The organism is Streptomyces sp. AHU1, assembly GCF_045343905.1.
In the GTDB taxonomy this organism is placed as follows: Bacteria; Actinomycetota; Actinomycetes; order Streptomycetales; family Streptomycetaceae; genus Streptomyces; species Streptomyces triticiradicis.
In genome coordinates, this window is the sequence record NZ_CP174283.1 from 4,470,464 (window position 1) to 4,488,954 (window position 18,491).

The 18,491-nt window shown below is 71.0% G+C and carries 13 protein-coding genes; 7 read left to right on the forward strand and 6 right to left on the reverse strand.

What is annotated here, in order from left to right:
* The first annotated feature begins 142 nt into the window (after positions 1-142).
* The 5 genes from ACICHK_RS19970 to ACICHK_RS19990 all read left to right on the forward strand — a co-directional run bounded on the left by ACICHK_RS19970 (position 143) and on the right by ACICHK_RS19990 (position 4,673).
* The gene (locus ACICHK_RS19970) at positions 143-1,087 is read left to right on the forward strand and encodes a MerR family transcriptional regulator (RefSeq protein WP_406837973.1); all 945 of its coding nucleotides are present in this window, start codon (positions 143-145) and stop codon (positions 1,085-1,087) included.
* 230 nt (positions 1,088-1,317) lie between these two features.
* Positions 1,318-1,866: an RNA 2'-phosphotransferase gene (locus tag ACICHK_RS19975; RefSeq protein WP_406837974.1), complete on the forward strand. Its 549-nt coding sequence runs from the start codon at positions 1,318-1,320 to the stop codon at positions 1,864-1,866.
* A 42-nt stretch (positions 1,867-1,908) separates the two neighbouring features.
* The gene (locus ACICHK_RS19980; protein WP_406837975.1) at positions 1,909-2,781 is read left to right on the forward strand and encodes a DUF72 domain-containing protein; all 873 of its coding nucleotides are present in this window, start codon (positions 1,909-1,911) and stop codon (positions 2,779-2,781) included.
* Positions 2,782-2,791: 10 nt separating this feature from the next.
* Positions 2,792-3,688: an LLM class flavin-dependent oxidoreductase gene (locus tag ACICHK_RS19985; protein WP_406837976.1), complete on the forward strand. Its 897-nt coding sequence runs from the start codon at positions 2,792-2,794 to the stop codon at positions 3,686-3,688.
* A gap of 115 nt (positions 3,689-3,803) precedes the next feature.
* Positions 3,804-4,673 (forward strand): Cof-type HAD-IIB family hydrolase, encoded by an 870-nt coding sequence (locus ACICHK_RS19990; protein ID WP_225860646.1) that lies wholly within the window; start codon positions 3,804-3,806, stop codon positions 4,671-4,673.
* 257 nt (positions 4,674-4,930) lie between these two features.
* Here ACICHK_RS19990 and ACICHK_RS19995 read toward each other — a convergent pair whose 3' ends face one another.
* The 6 genes from ACICHK_RS19995 to hisC form a co-directional block, all read right to left on the reverse strand.
* The gene (locus ACICHK_RS19995) at positions 4,931-5,971 is read right to left on the reverse strand and encodes a M23 family metallopeptidase (RefSeq protein ID WP_406837977.1); all 1,041 of its coding nucleotides are present in this window, start codon (positions 5,969-5,971) and stop codon (positions 4,931-4,933) included.
* Between the two features lie 146 nt (positions 5,972-6,117).
* Positions 6,118-7,827: a GAF domain-containing protein gene (locus ACICHK_RS20000; protein ID WP_406837978.1), complete on the reverse strand. Its 1,710-nt coding sequence runs from the start codon at positions 7,825-7,827 to the stop codon at positions 6,118-6,120.
* Positions 7,828-7,931: 104 nt separating this feature from the next.
* Positions 7,932-11,459, reverse strand: coding sequence for a thiol reductant ABC exporter subunit CydD (gene cydD / locus ACICHK_RS20005; RefSeq protein WP_406837979.1), 3,528 nt, complete (start codon positions 11,457-11,459; stop codon positions 7,932-7,934).
* Between the two features lie 60 nt (positions 11,460-11,519).
* The gene (gene cydB / locus ACICHK_RS20010; protein WP_406837980.1) at positions 11,520-12,527 is read right to left on the reverse strand and encodes a cytochrome d ubiquinol oxidase subunit II; all 1,008 of its coding nucleotides are present in this window, start codon (positions 12,525-12,527) and stop codon (positions 11,520-11,522) included.
* A gap of 20 nt (positions 12,528-12,547) precedes the next feature.
* Entirely contained in the window at positions 12,548-14,056 is a 1,509-nt protein-coding gene (locus ACICHK_RS20015) for a cytochrome ubiquinol oxidase subunit I (protein ID WP_406837981.1), read from the reverse strand.
* 316 nt (positions 14,057-14,372) lie between these two features.
* Positions 14,373-15,449, reverse strand: coding sequence for a histidinol-phosphate transaminase (hisC, locus tag ACICHK_RS20020; RefSeq protein WP_406837982.1), 1,077 nt, complete (start codon positions 15,447-15,449; stop codon positions 14,373-14,375).
* A 551-nt stretch (positions 15,450-16,000) separates the two neighbouring features.
* Here hisC and ACICHK_RS20025 point away from each other — a divergent pair.
* Together ACICHK_RS20025 and ACICHK_RS20030 are read left to right on the forward strand one after the other, a co-directional pair.
* Positions 16,001-17,113: a LacI family DNA-binding transcriptional regulator gene (locus ACICHK_RS20025; protein WP_151471001.1), complete on the forward strand. Its 1,113-nt coding sequence runs from the start codon at positions 16,001-16,003 to the stop codon at positions 17,111-17,113.
* Positions 17,114-17,314: 201 nt separating this feature from the next.
* Complete coding sequence (locus tag ACICHK_RS20030; protein WP_406837983.1) at positions 17,315-18,457, forward strand: metallophosphoesterase; 1,143 nt, start codon at positions 17,315-17,317, stop codon at positions 18,455-18,457.
* Positions 18,458-18,491: the final 34 nt, after the last annotated feature.

Genomic DNA, 18,491 nt, shown 5'->3' on the forward strand with positions numbered 1-18,491 from the left:
TCCGCGGCGGTCGTACCATCCGTCGCGGGAAGGTTCACCGCTCAGGCCGCCGGACGTCCGGCGCGGCCGCCCGCGGCTCGGTCCGCGGCGGGGGCGAGCGGGCGGCGTCCTCCCGGGGCCCGGGGGCAGGAGGGCGGAAGAGATGAGCGACGAGCCGGGCGGTGTCGTGTACCGCATCGAGGACCTGGCGCACCACAGCGGCGCCACGGTCCGGACGATCCGCGCCTATCAGGACCGGGGGCTGCTGCCCCGCCCCGAGCGGCGCGGCCGCGCCAATGTGTACGCGGACGCCCATCTGGCGCGGCTGCGGCAGATCGCCGATCTCCTGGACCGGGGCTACACGCTGACCTCGATCAAGGAACTCCTGGAGGCATGGGACGCGGGCCGGGGCCTGGGCGGGATACTCGGCCTGGTCGCGGAGGTCGACGGGCCGTGGACCGACGAGGAGCCCGCCCGGATCTCCAGGGCCGAACTCGAGGAGCGGTTCGGCGGCCTTCCCGACGACACGGCGGTGGCGGAGGCCGTGGAGCTGGGAGTGCTGGAGCCCGTTCCGGGCGACGAGGACAGCTTTCTCGTCCCGAGCCCCCAAGAGCTGTCGACCGCGGCCGAGTTGTACGCGGCGGGCGTTCCCCTGTCCGCGATCACCCTCCACCTCAGGGAGTTGAGGGGTCAGGTCGAGCACATCGCCTGCCGTTTCCTGGAGTTCACCACGGAGCACGTCTTCGCGCGCTACCTGGGGGAGCACCCGCCGAGCGACGCGGAAGCGGCCGAGGCGGCCTCACTCGTGCGCCGGCTCCGACCGCTCGCGCGGCAGACGGTGGACGCCGAACTGGCCCGCGCCATGCGGCTCTTCGCCACTCGCCATCTGGACCGGCACCTCGCCACGAGGCAGTTCCCGGCGGAGCGGGAGGGCGCACGCCCGGTGGAGGTGTCCGCCGGGACGATACGGGCCGTTGAACGCCTGGTCGGCGCGGAGCAGGCCGCGGCCTTCATCACGGCGGCCGCCGAACGGGAGCTGCAGGCACGCACGTTGGACCGTCTGACGGCAAACACCCACGACCACAGCGTCGTTGACGAAATGCCTTGAAGCGCAGCCACGTTGTCCACAGGTTCGCCAATTCTCCTGTGGATAACAGTACTTGGCTGTGGATCAAACCTCCGGGCCAAAATAAAATGCGTGATCCGTCTCTCTCCAGGCACGCTGGAGCGATGAAGGAGCACGACGACGAACGGACGCACGGACGGACACGTGAGCGAGCACGGAGCCGGGCGCATGAGCGGACGGATGACCGGACAGAACGACGGGCCGATGAACCGATGGATGAAAAACGCACCGTGAAGGTGTCGAAGTACCTCTCGAAGCACCTGCGGCACCGGCCCGAACGGATCGGACTCACCCTCGACGAGGGCGGCTGGGTCGAGATCGACGCGCTGATCTCCGCGGCCGGCGCGCACGGCTTCCGGTTCACCCGCGACGAGCTCGACCATGTGGTGGCCAACAACGACAAGCGGCGCTTCGCCGTCGAGGGCACCCGCATCCGGGCCAGTCAGGGCCACTCCGTCGAGATCGACCTCGGACTGCCCCCGGCGACTCCGCCCGCGTACCTCTACCACGGGACCGTGGCCGCCAGCCTGGACCCGATCCGCGCCGAGGGCCTGAGACCCATGGACCGGCACGACGTGCACCTCTCCGCGGACCGGGAGACGGCGACCCGCGTCGGCGCCCGCCGCGGCCGCCCGGTCGTCCTCGCCGTGGACGCCGCCGCCATGCACCGTGACGGCCACGTCTTCCAGGTCAGCGCCAACGGCGTCTGGCTGACGAAGGCCGTGCCCCCGCGCTATCTGCGGTTCCCCGAGCCGCACTGATCCCGGACGAATCCGTCACCGCGTACGGGGAACCCGGGCGGAATGGGAGAGATCCGGGTCGGAACCTGCTCGTGGACGGACAAGGCGCTGGTGTCCAGCGGCTGGTACCCGGCAGGTCACCGCGACGCGGAGGGCAGACTGCGGCACTACGCCACCCGGTTCCCGGTGGCGGAGGTGGACTCCACCTACTACGGACTGCCCAGCACCCGCAACAGCCTCCTGTGGATCGACCGCACTCCCGCGGGGTTCCGGTTCGACGTGAAGGCCTTCTCCCTGCTCACCGGGCATCCGACACGGCCGGAAGCGCTGCCTGCGGACCTGCGCCCGGCCTTCGCGCGACAGCGGGAGCGACCGGGTGTCGATCCCGGACTGCTCGACGACGTGTGGGACCGGTACAGCGGGGCCCTCGAACCGCTCCGCGCATCCGGCCGCCTGGGGACGCTGGTCTTCCAGTTCTCGCACCGGTTCGTGCCCGGGAGACCGGCGGTGGAGTTCCTGCGCCGGTGCCGTGAGCGCGCCGCGGGATGGCCGGTGGCCGTGGAGTTCCGCAACCCCGGCTGGTGGCGCGACGAGCACGCCGACGCCACGACCGCCCTGCTGACCGACCTGGACGCGGGGGCCGTGGCCGTGGACATGGCGCAGGACCTTCCCTCTTCCGTGCCACCGGTCGTGCGGGTCACCACGCCGGAACTCGCCCTGGTGCGTCTCCACGGCCGCAGCGACGCCTGGAGGACGGGAACCAAGGAGGAGAGGTTCCGCCACTCGTACACGCGCGAAGAGCTCTCCGAGTGGGTACCGCGCGTCCGGGAGACGGCCGAACGGGCACAGGAGGTCCACGTCCTGTTCAACAACTGCTGCGGTGACGCCGCCGTCCGCGCCGCGCAGTCGATGCGACAGCTGCTCGGTCTCTCGTAGAGTCGACCCCATGCGACTGAGCACTGTGATTCTGCCGATCGACCGCTGGCGCGACGGGGGACGTGACAAGTGGCGACGTGCCGAGGAACTGGGCTTCCACACCGCGTTCACCTACGACCACCTCTCCTGGCGGACCTTCCGCGACGGGCCGTGGTTCGGGGCCGTGCCGACGCTGACCGCGGCGGCCGCCGTCACCGACCGGCTGCGTCTCGGCACGCTCGTGACCTCGCCGAACTTCCGGCACCCGGTGACCCTCGCCAAGGACCTGATCTCCCTCGACGACGTCTCGGACGGCCGGGTCACGCTGGGCGTCGGAGCCGGCGGCACCGGTTTCGACGCCACCGCGCTCGGACAGGACCCCTGGACCCCGCGTGAGCGCGCCGACCGCTTCGGTGAGTTCGTCCCGCTGCTCGACCGGCTCCTCACCGAGGACTCGGTCTCCTACGGCGGCAACTTCTACTCGGCGCACGAGGCCCGCAACATCCCGGGCTGTGTCCAGCGCCCCCGGCTGCCGTTCGCCGTGGCCGCCACCGGCCCGCGCGGGCTGAGGCTCGCCGCCCGTCACGGGCAGGCGTGGGTGACGACCGGCGACCCGAAGCTGTACGAGACGGGCACCCCCGAGCAGTCGGTCCAGGCCCTGCGCGGACAGATCGGCAAGCTCGCCGACGCGTGCGCCGAGCTCGGCAGGGACGTGGCGGAGCTCGACAAGATCCTGCTCACCGGCTTCACCCCCGACCGGGGCCGCCCCCTGGAGTCCCTCGACGCGTTCGTCGACTTCGCGGGCCGGCACGCCGAACTGGGCTTCACCGACATCGTGATCCACTGGCCGATCCCCGACTCGGACTTCGCCGCCGACGCGAAGGTCTTCGAGCGGATCGCCATGGAGGCGGTGGCCCAGCTGCGCTGAACCGCGCCGCCACGACGCGGTGTCGACAGGGGGTGACGGCACCGCCGAGGACAGTGACCACTCAGGTGTGCGGGCCGCCGCACGACCGTGCGCGCGGGTGCGGGAGAATGAGCACGTGACCTCAGCGACTCGCCGGCCCGAGACCCCGGCCTCCACCGTCCCGACCCGGCTGATCGCCACGGACCTCGACGGCACCTTGCTGCGCGACGACAAGTCGGTGTCCGACCGCACGATCGCCGCCCTCGCCGCCGCCGAGCAGGCAGGCATCGAGGTCTTCTTCGTCACCGGCCGTCCGGCCCGCTGGATGGACGTCGTCAGCGACCACGTCCACGGGCACGGCCTGGCCATCTGCGGCAACGGCGCCGCCGTGGTCGACCTGCACGGCGGCCCCGGCGCCCACCGCTTCGTCAAGATCCGCGAACTGACGACCGACATCGCCCTGGACGTCATCCGGATCCTGCGCTCCGCCGCGCCCGGCACGGTGTGTGCCGTCGAGCGGACGTACGGCCTCCATCTCGAACCGGGCTACCCCCTCATGCACATGGAGCCCCCGGAGATCGTCCTGCCCGCCGAGGAACTTCTCGCCGAGGATGCGCTGGACGCCGATCAGCCGGTGCTGAAGGTGCTCGCGTTCCACCCGGAGATGGACCCGGACGAATTCCTCGCCGTCGCCCGCCCGGCCATCGGCGACCGGGCCAACGTGACCCGGTCGAGCCCCAGCGCCCTGCTGGAGATCAGCGGCCCCGGCATCTCCAAGGCCAGCACCCTCGCGCTGTGCTGCGCCGAGCGCGGCATCTCCCCCGAGGAGGTCGTCGCCTTCGGTGACATGCCGAACGACGTCGAGATGCTCACCTGGGCGGGCCGGTCGTACGCGATGGGCAACGCCCATCCCGCGGTGATCGCCGCCGCCTCCGGGCGCACGGTCGCGAACAACGAGGACGGGGTGGCGGTCGTGATAGAGCGGATCCTGGCGGACCGCGCGTAGCCCTCCGGGGCACGGCCACGGGTCCTTCGGCGGCATGCCCGGAGGACCCGGACGGCGTCGGGCGGCCCGCCGAGGGCTCGGGCCACGCACCGGAGGGCCTGCGGCCTCTGCGGTTGTCTGCGGTGACCTCTGTGAGTGCCTGCGGCGGTTCCTTCCGTACGGAAGCGGGGCTCCGCGGCACTCGCCCGGCCCCGTCGGGCGCCGAGCCCCGGCCCGAACCGATCCGACCAGGTCCGACCCGGTCCGGACGGAACCCCCTAGACGACGACCCCGCGCCCCGCCAGCCACGGCACCGGGTCGATCGCCGATCCCATGTCCGGCGTCACCCGCACCTCGAAGTGCAGGTGCGGACCGGTCGAGTTGCCGCTCGTGCCCGACTGCCCGATCCACTCCCCGGTCGAGACCCGCTGCCCCTGGTCGACGGCGACGGACGCGAGGTGCGCGTACTGGGTGTAGTAGCCGCCCGGGTGCTCGATCACGACCTCGATGCCGAAGGCGCCGCCACAGGACACCCTCACCACCCGGCCCGCTCCGGCCGCCCGCACGGGGGTGCCGATGGGCACCGCGAAGTCCTGCCCGGTGTGCCGGTGCGCCCAGTGCTCGCCCCCGCTGCCGAAGCCCGCGGAGAGTTCGTACGTCTCCACCGGCGCGACCCACGCGCGCGTGAACTCCGTCGGCGGCTGGTCGAGACGGACCGCCCCGCGGCAGGAGCCCGCCGCCACGGAGGCGTCCGCCCGGCTCTGCAGCGCCGACCGCGCCTCGTCGAGCTTCGCCTCGATGGTCCGCTTGATCGCGGCGAGTTCCCCGCTCCGCTTCTCCAGCGCCTGCCACTCGGACCGGGCCTTCGCCTCGTCCGCGGCGAGCCGGCCCTCGGCACGCCGGCTCTTCGCGACGGCGCCGGCGACGGCCAGATCGGCCCGTCGCACGGCCTGCTGACCGCGCATCAGACCGTCGGGATCCTTCGCGAACAGGATCTGCGCCGTGTACGGCAGCCCGCCGCCCTGCCGGTAGTGGGCGCGCACGATACGGCCCAGGTCCTCGTGCAGGACCGCGATCTCCTGCCGCTCCCGCGCGAGGCGGCGCTCCGCCCGCTCCGCCCGGCCGCGCTGCGCCTCGGCGTCCTGTCTCCCCGTCTCGTACTGCCCCGTCGCCACGGAGGCGTCCTCGTACAGCCGCGCCACCTGGGCGCTGATGTCGAGGTCCGCGCCGTCGTCGGCCGCCGCGGGCCGGACCGCGAGGACCACGAGCGCGGACAACAGGGCCGGTACGAGAAGGGGATGGCGGCGAGATGAGCGCATGACAGCGATCGTGGCCCGCGCCCTCGGGTCCGGCCCGTTCAAGACGTACACCTGGGGGACAGGGGGTCACGAATGGCCCAGCGGCACGACCGGCCGGTCCCGCACCGGCGGGCGCCGTCGCGAACAGGTCGTCCGCGCAAGGGGGTTCAGTGCGGTGCCTGCCACACCACCGTCGTGCCCCCGCCGTCCGCGCCGATCCCCGGCCCGTGCCAACTCGCGCCGCCCAGCGACTCGGCACGCCGTTCGAGGTTCCTCAGACCACTGCGCCGACCGCCGTCGGGGATGCCGACGCCGTCGTCCGCGACGGCGAGGCGCACGCCCGGGCGCCCGTCCGGCAGCAGGACGTCCGCGTCGACGGAGACCTCGATGCGGGAGGCCCCCGCGTGCCGGAAGGCGTTGGAGAGCGCTTCACGCAGCGCGGCGATGAGGTTCTTGCCGGTGAGTTCGCCGACCAGCGTGTCGACGGGGCCGGTGAAGCGGTGTCCGGGCTGGAAGCCCAGGGGGACGGCGGCCGTGCTGATCTCGCGCAGGACACGGGTGCGCAGGCCGGACGGCATCTCGGCGGGGTCCTGCCGGAGCGCGAAGATCGCGGTGCGGATCTCCTGGATGGTGATGTCGAGTTCGTCGACCGCCTTGCCGACGCCCCGCCGCACCTCGGGCACGTCCGACCGGCGCTGCGCGCTCTCCAGCATCATTCCGGTGGCGAACAGCCGCTGGATGACCAGGTCGTGCAGGTCACGGGCGATCCGGTCCCGGTCCTCGTACACCGCGAGCCGTTCCCGGTCGCGTTGCGCCTCGGCCATCATCAGCGCCAGGGCGGCCTGCGAGGCGAACTGTGTGGCGAGGGTCCGCTCGGTCTCGGTGAACTCGCGCCCCTCGCGGGACCGCGGGGTGAGGAGGGCGCCGAGGACCCTGCCGTCGCTCTGCAGGGGGAGCATCATGACGGGCCCGTAGTCGCGGGTGAGATCCGCCCGCATACGCGGGTCGGCGGACGCGTCCGCCAGGAACACCGGTTTCCCGTCGCGGAGTTCGGCGACCAGTTCGCTCTCCGGCGGGACGACCACGCCGAGTTCCCTCGACGGCTGCTCCGAGGCCACCGCGACGACCTCCAGGCCGCCGTCCTCCACGACCAGCAGCACGATCCCGGCCGCGGAACCGGAGAGCCGACGGGCCTGTTCGGCGACGGTCTGCAACGCGTCCTCGGCGTCGCCGCCCGCCAGCAGCGCGGTGGTGACGGCGACCGAGCCGTCGATCCAGCGCTCACGCTGCTGCGCCGCCTCGTACAGGCGGGCGTTGCCGACGGCGATGCCGGCCTCCGTGGCCAGCACCCGCACCATGTCGAGATCGTCGTCGTCGAAGGTGCCGCCGCCGCGCTTCTCGGTGAGGTACAGGTTCCCAAAGATCTCTCCCTGCACCCGGATCGGTACCCCGAGAAAGCTGCGCATCGGTGGATGGCCGGCCGGGAACCCGCAGGAGCGCGGGTCGTCGGTCACGTTCGCGAGGCGCACCGGACGGGGATCGCGGATGAGCGCGCCCAGCAGTCCCTTGTGTCCGTCGGGTCTGCGCCCGATCCTGCGGACGGTCTCCTCGTCGACGCCGTGATGGACGAAGTCCGCGAGTCCCTCCCCGTCCTCGGCCGCGACTCCGATGGCCGCGTACCGCGCGCCCGTGAGCTCGGCCGCCGTCTCGCAGATGCGGTCCAGCTTGGAGTGCAGCTCCAGCCCTGATCCGACCGACCGCACGGCCTCCAGCAGCCGCGGGACCCGTACGGACGGCTCTCCGGACAGCCCTCCCCGCGCACGGGCCGCCGCGTCCGTGCTGTCGCCCGGGACGGGAGAGGCCGGGGCCGCTGACATGGCTCGAGCCTAATCAGTCCCCTTTGCGGGGGAAAGTCGGGTCACGGGGCAGAGGGGGACCCGAGGCCGCCGATACCTTCCCCTGACGTCCGCCCGTACGACGCTCAGCGCGCCACCGCCCGCACCAGCAGATCTCCGGCGGTCTCCCGCTCCGCCATCTCCCGCAGCGGCCCTTCGGCGGCCAAGAGCTCCGCGAACGCCCCGCGCTGGACCACACGTCCCCGCGCGAGCACGATCACCTCGTCCACCGCGTCGAGTCCGGCCAGCCGATGCGTGATCAGCAGCGTCGTACGGCCCTCGGTCGCGGCCAGCAGATCCGCGGTGAGCGCGTCGGCCGTCGGCAGGTCGAGATGTTCCGCCGGTTCGTCGAGGACGAGCACGGGGAAATCGGCGAGCAGCGCACGCGCCAGAGCGAGCCGCTGGCGCTGACCGCCGGACAGCCGTGCCCCGTGTTCTCCGATCAGGGTGTCGAGCCCGTCGGGCAGCCCGTCCACCCAGTCGAGGAGCCGGGCCCGTCCGAGCGCGTCACGCAGTGCGGCCTCGGTCGCGTCCTTGCGGGCGAGCAGCAGGTTCTCGCGCACGGTGCTGTCGAAGAGGTGCGCGTCCTGGGCGCACAGCCCGACCAGCCGGCGCACGGCGTCCCCGTCCATCCCGTACGCGTCCGCCCCGCCCAGCGTGTACGTCCCCGCCTCAGGGTCCAGGAAGCGCAGCAGCACCTGTGCGAGCGTCGTCTTGCCCGCCCCGGACGTGCCGACCACGGCGATCCTGCGACCCTCCTCGAGGGTCAGATCGAGTCCGGTCAGCGCGTCCCGGTCCTGTCCCGCGTGACGGGCCCGGAGCCCGGACACACGGAGCGGGAACGGTGAGGGAGGCGCCGGCAGCGGCTGTTCGGGCTCGTGTACGGGATCGGCGGTGTCCAGCACCTCGTAGACGCGCTCGGCGCTCTTGCGCACCCGCTGCCGGTACTGGACGGCGAGCGGCAGCCCCATGACGGCCTCGAAAGCGGCGAGCGGGGTGAGGACGACGACGGCCATGGCCACGCCGTGCAGTCGCCCCGCGACGACCGCCTGGGCGCCCACGACGGCGGTGGCCGCGACGGTGAGCCCGGAGACGAGTGCCGTGAGTCCGTCGCCGAGGGCGGTCGCGGTGGCGGCTCGCGAGGCGATGCCCGTGAGAACACCGTCGGCCCGCCGCGTCCTGGCGATGCGGACGGGCAGCGCGCCCGCGACGGTCAGCTCGGCGGTGCCCGTGAACAGATCGGCCACCTGGGTCGCCAGCGCACCGCGCGCGGGAGCCAGCCGCCGCTCGGCGCGGCGCGCCACGGCACCGGTCACCAGGGGGACACCGGCTCCGGCCGCCAGCAGACCGACGGCGAGAACGGCCCCGGCTTCGGGCAGCAGCCAGGTGGTGAACCCGACGGAGGCGGCCGACACCAGGGCCGCGGCTCCGGCCGGCAGCAGCCAGCGCAGCCAGTAGTCCTGCAGGGCGTCCACATCGGCGACGAGCCGCGACAGCAGATCACCGCGCCGGGTGGTCCGCAGTCCGGCGGGCGCGAGCCGTTCCAGTCGCCGGTAGACGGCGACCCGTGTGTCGGCCAGCATCCGCAGCACGGCGTCGTGCGACACGAGCCGTTCCGCGTACCGGAACACCGCCCGCCCGATACCGAACGCCCGGGTGGCCGTCACGGCCACCATCAGATAGAAGACCGGCGGCTGCTGGGACGCCCTCGAGATGAGCCATCCGGAGGTCGCCATGAGGCCGATGGCACTGCCGAGCGCGAGGGCGCCGAGGAGCAGGGCGAGCGCGAGCGGCCCACGTCGGGGAGCCGCCATCGCCCGGACGCGGGCGAGCACATCGCCCCGGTCCCGGGACATCGCGACGTGTGCCTCTCCGTCCGCCGGGAGCGCGCCCTCCGGCCCGGCCGCCCGGGGCGGCTGTGCGCGCGTCGGCTCGGTGGAACCGGGAACGCCGTCCCCGAGCGCCGGCCGCGGCTCGTCGGTCACGGCGGCTTCCAGGCGTACCACCCGGTCCGCCGCCTCCAGCAGGGCCGGCCGGTGCACGACCAGCAGTACGGTCCGCCCCACGGCCAGCCGCCGGACCGCCGCGACGACCTCGGCCTCGGTCTCCCCGTCGAGCGAGGCCGTCGGCTCGTCGAGCAGCAGCACGGGCCGGTCCGCGAGGAACGCCCGCGCCAGTGCGAGGCGTTGGCGCTGGCCGGCCGACAGTCCGGCGCCGTCCTCGCCTAGGACCGTGTCGGCCCCGGCGGGCAGCGCGTCGACGAATCCTGCAGCGCCGGCGTCGACGAGAGCCCTGCGCAACGCGTCGTCGTCGGCGTCGGGCCGCGCCAGCCGTACGTTCTCGGCGATGGACCCGGCGTACAGGTGCGGCCGCTGCGGCACCCAGGCGATCCGTGAGCGCCACTGCGTGAGGTCGGCGTCGGCGAGTTCGACTCCCCCGGCCCGGACCTGGCCGGCGGTGGGCGCCACGAACCCGAGCAGGACGTTCAGCAGCGTCGACTTGCCCGCGCCGCTGGGGCCGACGAGGGCGACCGTCTCGCCGGGCCCGACCGTGAAGGAGGCGTCCGAGACCGCGTCCGCGGAGCGCCCCGGGTACCTCACGGTCACGCCCTCGAAGGTGATCTCCCCCGCGGGCACACGCAGTGAGCCGGTCCTCGGCGCCGGGGTCTCCAGCACCTCGAAGATCGCCTCGGCGGCCGCGAGTCCCTCGGCGGCGGCGTGGTACTGGGCGCCCACCTGCCGCAGCGGCAGATAGGCCTCGGGTGCCAGCACGAGGATGACGAGCCCTGTGTACAGGTCCATCTCGCCGCGGACGAGCCGCATTCCGATGGTCACCGCGACCAGGGCGACCGAGATGGTGGCGAGCAGCTCCAGGGCGAAGGAGGAAAGGAAGGCGATCCGGAGCGTCCGCATGGTCGCCTGCCGGTACTCGCCGGTGATCTTCCGGATCGACTCGGCCTGCGCCTTGGCCCGGCCGAACACCTTGAGCGTGGGCAGTCCCGCGACCACGTCCAGGAAGTGTCCGGACAGCCGGGACAGCATCCGCCACTGGCGGTCCGTCTGACTGCGCGTGGCCCAGCCGATCAGCACCATGAACAGGGGGATGAGCGGCAGGGTGCAGACGATGATCGCCGCGGACACCCAGTCCTCGGTGACGATCCGCGCCAGCACCGCCACCGGCACCACCAGCGCGAGTCCCAGCTGGGGCAGACAGCGCGAGAAATAGTCGTCGAGTGCGTCGACGCCCCGTGTCGCGAGAGCGACCAGGGATCCCGTCCGCTGACCACTGAGCCACCCGGGTCCGAGCGAAGCGGCCTTCTCCACCAGCCGCCCCCTCAGCTCGGACTTGACCGCGGCGCTCGCGCGGTGCGCGGCGAGCTCGGTGAGCCAGGCCACCGCGGCACGCCCGAGCGCCACGGCCGTCAACAGGATCAGGGGAGTGCGCAGTTCGGCGACGGAGAAGCCGTGCTGGAAGGCGCCGACCACCACGTCGGCGATGAGCATCGCCTGGGCGACGACCAGGGCCGCTCCGGCGACGCCCAGCCCCACGACCGCCGCGAGGAAGAAGCGGGTGGCTCGGGCGTACCGGAGCAGGCGCGGATCGATTGGTTTCACGTGAAACACACCTTTGGCCCATCAGGCACGTTTCACGTGAAACATGCCGCTACATCGGATTCAGTGCGACACGTCCACGGCGATGTGGTGCGTGCCGATGCGCTTGCGGAACACCCAGTAGGTCCAGCTCTGGTAGAGCAGGACGACCGGCGTGGCGATCACGGCACACCAGGTCATGATCTTCAGGGTGTACTGACTCGACGAGGCGTTGGTGACCGTGAGGCTCCAGTCCGCGTTGAGCGAGGACGGCATGACATCGGGGAAGAGCGACAGGAAGAGCATCGCGACGGCGGCCACGATGGTGAGCCCCGAGAGAATGAAGGCCCATCCCTCACGCCCGCCGTTGACCATCGCCAGCGCCCCGACGAGGGCGGCCACGGCCACGATCAGCGCCGCCAGGGAGGCGCCGTCACCGCTGTCGACCTGGGTCCAGATCAGGAAGACCAGCGCCAGCACGGCCGTCACCAGGCCGACCTGCAGCGCGAGCTTCCGCGACCGCTCCCTGATGTCCCCCACCGTCTTGAGCCCGACGAACACGGTCCCGTGGAAGGTGAACAGCGTGAGCGTGACCAGACCGCCGAGGATCGAGTACACGTTGAGCAGGTCCCAGAAGTTGCCCACGTACTCGAAGTTCCGGTCGATCTTCACTCCGCGCACGATGTTGCCGAAGGCCACTCCCCACAGGAGCGCGGGGATCAACGAGGTCCAGAAGATCGCCGTCTCCCAGTTGCGCTGCCAGTGCTCCTCGGGCCGCTTCGCCCGGTACTCGAAGGCGACACCGCGCACGATCAGACAGACCAGGATGATCAGCAGCGGCAGGTAGAAGCCCGAGAAGAGGGTGGCGTACCACTCGGGGAAGGCCGCGAAGGTCGCGCCGCCGGCCGTGAGCAGCCACACCTCGTTGCCGTCCCACACGGGGCCGATCGTGTTGATCAGCACCCGCTTCTCGGTACGGTCGCGGGCCAGCAGCTTGGTGAGGATGCCGACCCCGAAATCGAAGCCCTCCAGGAAGAAGTAGCCGATCCAGAGGACCGCGATGAGGACGAACCAGACGTCGTGAAGTTCCATGACTCAGCAGCTCCCCGAGCCTAGTAGGAGAAGGCCATCGGCTTGTCGGCGCCACTGGAGTCGCCGCCGATCCTCGTGGGCGGGTTGAGGTCGGACTCGGTGAGCTCGGGCGGCCCTGCCTTGACGTACTTCGCGAGCAGCTTGACCTCGATGACGGCGAGGATCGCGTAGATCAGCGAGTAGACGGTCAGCGAGGTGATGACCTCGCCCTGGGAGACAGTGGGAGAGACGGCGAACCGGGTCTGCATGACGCCGTACACGACCCACGGCTGCCGGCCCATCTCGGTGAAGATCCAGCCCCAGGAGTTGGCGATCAGCGGGAAGGCCAGGGTCCAGATGGCGATGCGCCAGCCCCACTTGGTGAGCTTCGGGCCGAGCGCCTTGTTCTTGAACAGGACCAGATGAGGCGCCTCGTCCTCGCCGACCCTCAGGTGCTGCGGCAGCATGAACTTCTTACGGGTCAGCCAGAGCCCGACGATGCCGATCACGAAGGAGGCCATGCCGAAGCCGATCATCCAGCGGAACGCCCAGAAGGTGACCGGGATGATGGGGCGGTAGTCGCCTGGACCGTACTTCTCCTGCTCGGCCTTGTTCGTGTCGTTGATACCGGGCACGTACGAGTTGAAGTCGTCGTTGGCGAGGAACGACAGTATCCCCGGGATCGACAGCTCGACGGTGTTGTGGCCCTTGCTGACGTCTCCGTACGCGAAGATCGAGAAGGGCGCGGAGTCCTGGCCGTCCCACAGCGCCTCGGCCGCGGCCATCTTCATCGGCTGCTGCTTGAACATGACCTTGCCGAGGGTGTCACCGCTGATCGCCGTGAGGAGACCGGCGATGACGACGGTGACGAGGCCGAGCCGCAGCGAGGTCTTCATGACGGCGATGTGCCGCTTGCGGGCCAGGTGGATCGCGGCGATGCCCACCATGAACGCCCCACCGGTCAGGAAGGCCGCCGTGAGGGTGTGGAACGCCTGGGCGAGCGCGGTGTTCTGGGTGAGCACATGCCAGAAGTCGGTGAGTTCCGCGCGCCCCTTCTCCTTGTTGATCCGGTAGCCGACCGGGTGCTGCATCCATGAGTTGGCCGCGAGGATGAAGTACGCCGACAGGACGGTACCGATGGAGACCATCCAGATGCAGGCGAGGTGGAGCTTCTTCGGGAGTTTGTCCCAGCCGAAGATCCACAGCCCGATGAAGGTGGACTCGAAGAAGAAGGCGATCAGGGCCTCGAAGGCGAGCGGGGCTCCGAAGATGTCACCGACGAAGCGCGAGTAGGCGGACCAGTTCATGCCGAACTGGAACTCCTGGACGATGCCGGTGACGACACCCATCGCGATGTTGATCAGGAAGAGCTTGCCCCAGAATTTGGTGGCTTTGAGGTACTTCTGATTCTCCGTACGCACCCAGGCGGTCTGCAGACCGGCGACGAGCGCGGCGAGCGAGATCGTCAGAGGGACGAAGAAGAAGTGGTAGACGGTGACAATGCCGAACTGCCATCGCGCCATGGTTTCCGGCGCCAAAGCCAATTCCACGTCGTCATCTCCTTACGTCGCGGCAGTTGCAGTGGCAGTTTGCCCGTTTTCGAGCAGACATTACTAGAACAATAGGACACGCTTGTGAACGCGTTCACATTCACAAGCAATTATGACGCATGCCCGTTCGACGGCAGGGGGTGGGGGGTCCTTGAGCCCGGGCCGAAGGGCCCACGCGCAGAGGGGCCCGTACGCGCTCGACGCGTACGGGCCCCTCTGCGGGCTCACGGATCACCGCCCTCACGGACGCCGGACGGGCCCGCCCCGACAGGCAGTTGATCAACCGTCCCGGCGGACGGGCCGGCCGACCGGGCGGCTACAGCCCCTTGGAGAAGCTCTCGGTCGCCTTCAGGAAGATGTCGTTCGCCTCGGTCTCACCGATGGTGACGCGGACACCCTCGCCCGCGAAGGGGCGCACGACGACACCGGCCTGCTCGCAGTGCGCGGCGAAGTCGAGGGTCCGCTCCCCCAGGCGCAGCCACACGAAGTTGGCCTGCGTCTCGGGCACCGTCCAGCCCTGACCACGCAGGGTGTCGACCACCCGGGTGCGCTCGGAGACCAGGGAGCCGACCCGGCCGAGCAGTTCGTCCTCGGCGCGCAGGCTCGCCACGGCGGCGTCCTGGGCCAGCTGGCTCACGCCGAACGGCACCGCCGTCTTGCGCAGCGCGGCCGCCACCGGCTCGTGAGCGATCGCGAAGCCGACCCGCAGGCCGGCCAGTCCGTACGCCTTGGAGAAGGTGCGCAGCACACAGACGTTGGGCCGGTCCCGGTAGATCTCCACGCCGTCCGGCACCTCGACGTCACGGATGAACTCGCGGTACGCCTCGTCCAGGACGACCAGCACATCGCTCGGCACCCGGTCCAGGAACCGCTCCAGCTCGGCCCGGCGGACCACGGTGCCGGTCGGGTTGTTCGGGTTGCAGAGGAAAATCAGCCGGGTCCGCTCGGTGACGGCATCGGCCATCGCGTCCAGGTCGTGCACCTCGCCCGGGGTCAGCGGCACCTGCACCGAGGTCGCCCCGCTGATCTGCGTGATGATCGGGTACGCCTCGAAGGACCGCCAGGCGTAGATGACCTCGTCACCGGGACCACTCGTGGCCTGCAGCAGCTGCTGCGCGACACCGACCGAGCCGGTGCCGGTCGCCAGGTGGGAGACGGGGACGCCGAAACGGTCCGCCAGCTCGTTCATCAGCCCGGTGCACGCCATGTCCGGGTAGCGGTTGAACGAACCGGTCGCCGCGGTCAGGCTCTCGAGGACACCGGGCAGCGGCGGATACGGGTTCTCGTTGGAGGACAGCTTGTACGCCACCGCGCCGGCCGCGGCGGGCTTGCCGGGCTTGTAGGTGGGGATACCCGCCAGCTCGGCGCGCAGCTTGGGGTTCGTCTCGCTCACCGCAGTCCTCCTCGTGACCACCAGCGGCTCATGACCACCACCGGCTACCAATGCTTCTCACCTTATGAGGATTCCACTCCGCTGCGAATGGGCTGTGGACAACCGGAGACCACCTCGTGTCCGACAGGGCGGTCCTCCACGGACACCGAGGACGCAGGAACGGCCATCGGCGCCGCACGGTCCGGGGCCGCGCGATCCGGGACCGCACGGTCGGGGACCGCACGGTCGGGGGCCGCACGGTCGGGGGCCGCACGGTCCGGGTCCGTCCCCGTACGAAGTCGTACGAAAAGGGGGCGCGTCGTCGATTACCACATGCGCCGGTGGCTCACGCCGTGGCGCGCATCCCTCGTACAGGTGAGTTGAGACCTCTTCGAGACATGGCCCACTCGGCAGGCCTGCGCGCGCCGACAAGTCACGTATCGGGGTGAGATCGCCCAACTGCCTTCAGTTCGCAGGAAGTTATCAACTATCGATCATGCAGAAACGTGCCTGTCAACGTGTGCATATGCGTCCGCACTACCCCACCGCATGAGCCCTACTATCGGCTCGCCATGACAGCAGCAGGGAAGCACCAGGTGAGCCGGGCGGAGACCTCCCGCCGAGGCGGTCGGCCGGGCCGGGCGGGCATCAGAGACGTGGCCGCGGCAGCAGGGGTCTCCATCACAACCGTGTCCGATGCCCTCAACGGCAAGGGACGGCTCCCGGACGCCACCCGACGCCACGTCCGCGAAGTCGCCGACCGGCTGGGCTACCGCCCCTCGGCCGCGGCCCGAACCCTCCGTACCGGCAAGTCCGGACTGATCGGTCTGACCGTCACCACGTACGGGGATGAACCTTTCACCTTCACCGAGTTCGCGTACTTCGCCGAGATGGCCAGAGCCGCCACCTCGGCCGCGCTCGCCCGGGGATACGCCCTGGTCATCCTCCCCGCGACCTCCCGCCACGACGTGTGGTCGAACGTCGCCCTGGACGGAACCGTGGTCATCGACCCGTCCGACCAGGATCCGGTCGTCAGCGAGCTGGTCCGCCAGGGGCTGCCCGTCGTCTCCGACGGCCGGCCCGTGGGATCGCTCCCGGTGACCGCCTGGGTGGACAACGACCACGAGGCCGCGGTCCTCGGCATCCTCGACCACCTGGCGGACGCGGGCGCCCGCCGCATCGGTCTGCTCACCGGCACCACCACGGACACGTACACCCACCTCTCCACCACCGCGTACCTGCGCTGGTGCGAGCGCGTGGGCCAGGATCCGGTGTACGAGGCCTATCCGGCGCACGATCCGTGCGCCGGGGCCGTGGCCGCCGACCGGCTCCTCGCCCGGCCCGACCGCCCGGACGCCGTGTACGGCCTCTTCGACCCGAACGGCACCGACCTGCTGGCCGCCGCCCGCCGCTACGGTCTGCGCGTGCCCGACGACCTGCTGCTGGTCTGCTGCAGCGAGTCGACGGTCTACGCCAGCACCGAGCCTCCCGTCACGACGCTCTCCCTCAAACCGCGCAGGATCGGCACGGCCGTCGTCCAGCTGCTGATCGACGCCATCGAAGGGGTCGAATCGGACCAACCGGTCGAGCAGGTGATACCGACGGAGCTGATCGTGCGGACCTCGTCGGAACGCCGGGCACCCCGTACGACCGTCAGTCCGCCCCGATCACCCGAACAGGGTTGACGCCGTTACGACGAGGACGGGGCAAGCACCGCCCAATCCGGGCGAAAGCCGCGGTGAACTGGACTCCTGTTCCGATTCACCACCCCTGGGTCATCACATGGCGCGATTCGCATTCCTATGATGGGCGGACGACACCGCGGGCCGCTGCGACCAGGCAGTCCGAACCGGTGCAGATGCGGCGCGATGGTGGTGGAGGGGTCGATGACTCAGGGGGCCGGTCAGGGACCCGAGGTGGTGCGGACGGCGACGTTGCGCGACTTCCGAGTACCCGGGTACGTCCACGAGACCGGTCCGTATGCGCAGAACACGCCTCACGGCGAGGGCGCCGGACCCGTCGGAGGGACTGGAGGGTACGCGTCGGGCGAGCCCAACCCGTACATGTCCGGGGAGTCCCCGTCGGAGTTCCCGGGAGAGTTCTCCGAGGGGTACACGCCCACGCAGCGTGATCTGCCGGTCATCAACCGGGGCGACACCCAGCAGGTCGTCGTCGACCCCTCGGGGGCGCCCGCCCCGGCCCCCGGCGCCGGGCCCGGCCCCCTGTACGTCGTCGGGGACGTGCACGGCTACCTCGACCAGCTCCTCGCCGCGCTCCAGGCCAAGGGCCTGGTCGACGCCGCGGGCAGCTGGTCGGCCGGCACCTCGCGCCTGTGGTTCCTCGGCGACTTCACCGACCGCGGCCCGGACGGCATCGGCGTGATCGATCTCGTGATGCGGCTGTCCGCCGAGGCGGCCGCGGCCGGCGGCTACTGCAAGGCGCTCATGGGCAACCACGAGCTGCTGCTGCTCGGTGCCAAGCGGTTCGGCGACACCCCCGTCAGCTCCGGCGCGGGCACCGCCACCTTCCAGGCCGCCTGGCTGCTCAACGGCGGCCAGAAGACGGACATGGACCGCCTCCAGGACCACCACCTGCAGTGGATGGCCCGCCTCGACGCCATGGAACTGGTGGACGGACACCTCCTGGTGCACTCCGACACCACCGCCTACCTCGACTACGGCGACTCCATCGAAGCGGTCAACGACACCGTCCGCGAAACCCTCACCCGCAACGACGCCGAGGACTGCTGGGACCTCTTCCGCAAGTTCACCCGGCGCTTCGCCTTCCGCGACGAGGGCGCGGAGGCGGTCCGCGAACTGCTCGGCGCGTACGGCGGCACGCGCGTCGTCCACGGCCACAGCCCCATCCCGTACCTGCTGGGCGAAGTGCTCCCGGAGGACGGCGAGGCCGGAGCGGGTCCGGTGATCGAAGGACCGCACGTCTACGCCGACGGCCTGGCCATCGCGATGGACGGCGGAGTGACCATGGCCGGAAAGCTGCTGGTCCAACAACTTCCGCTGGACATCTGAGCGTTCACCGGACAGGCGTCCGGCGGGCGGACCG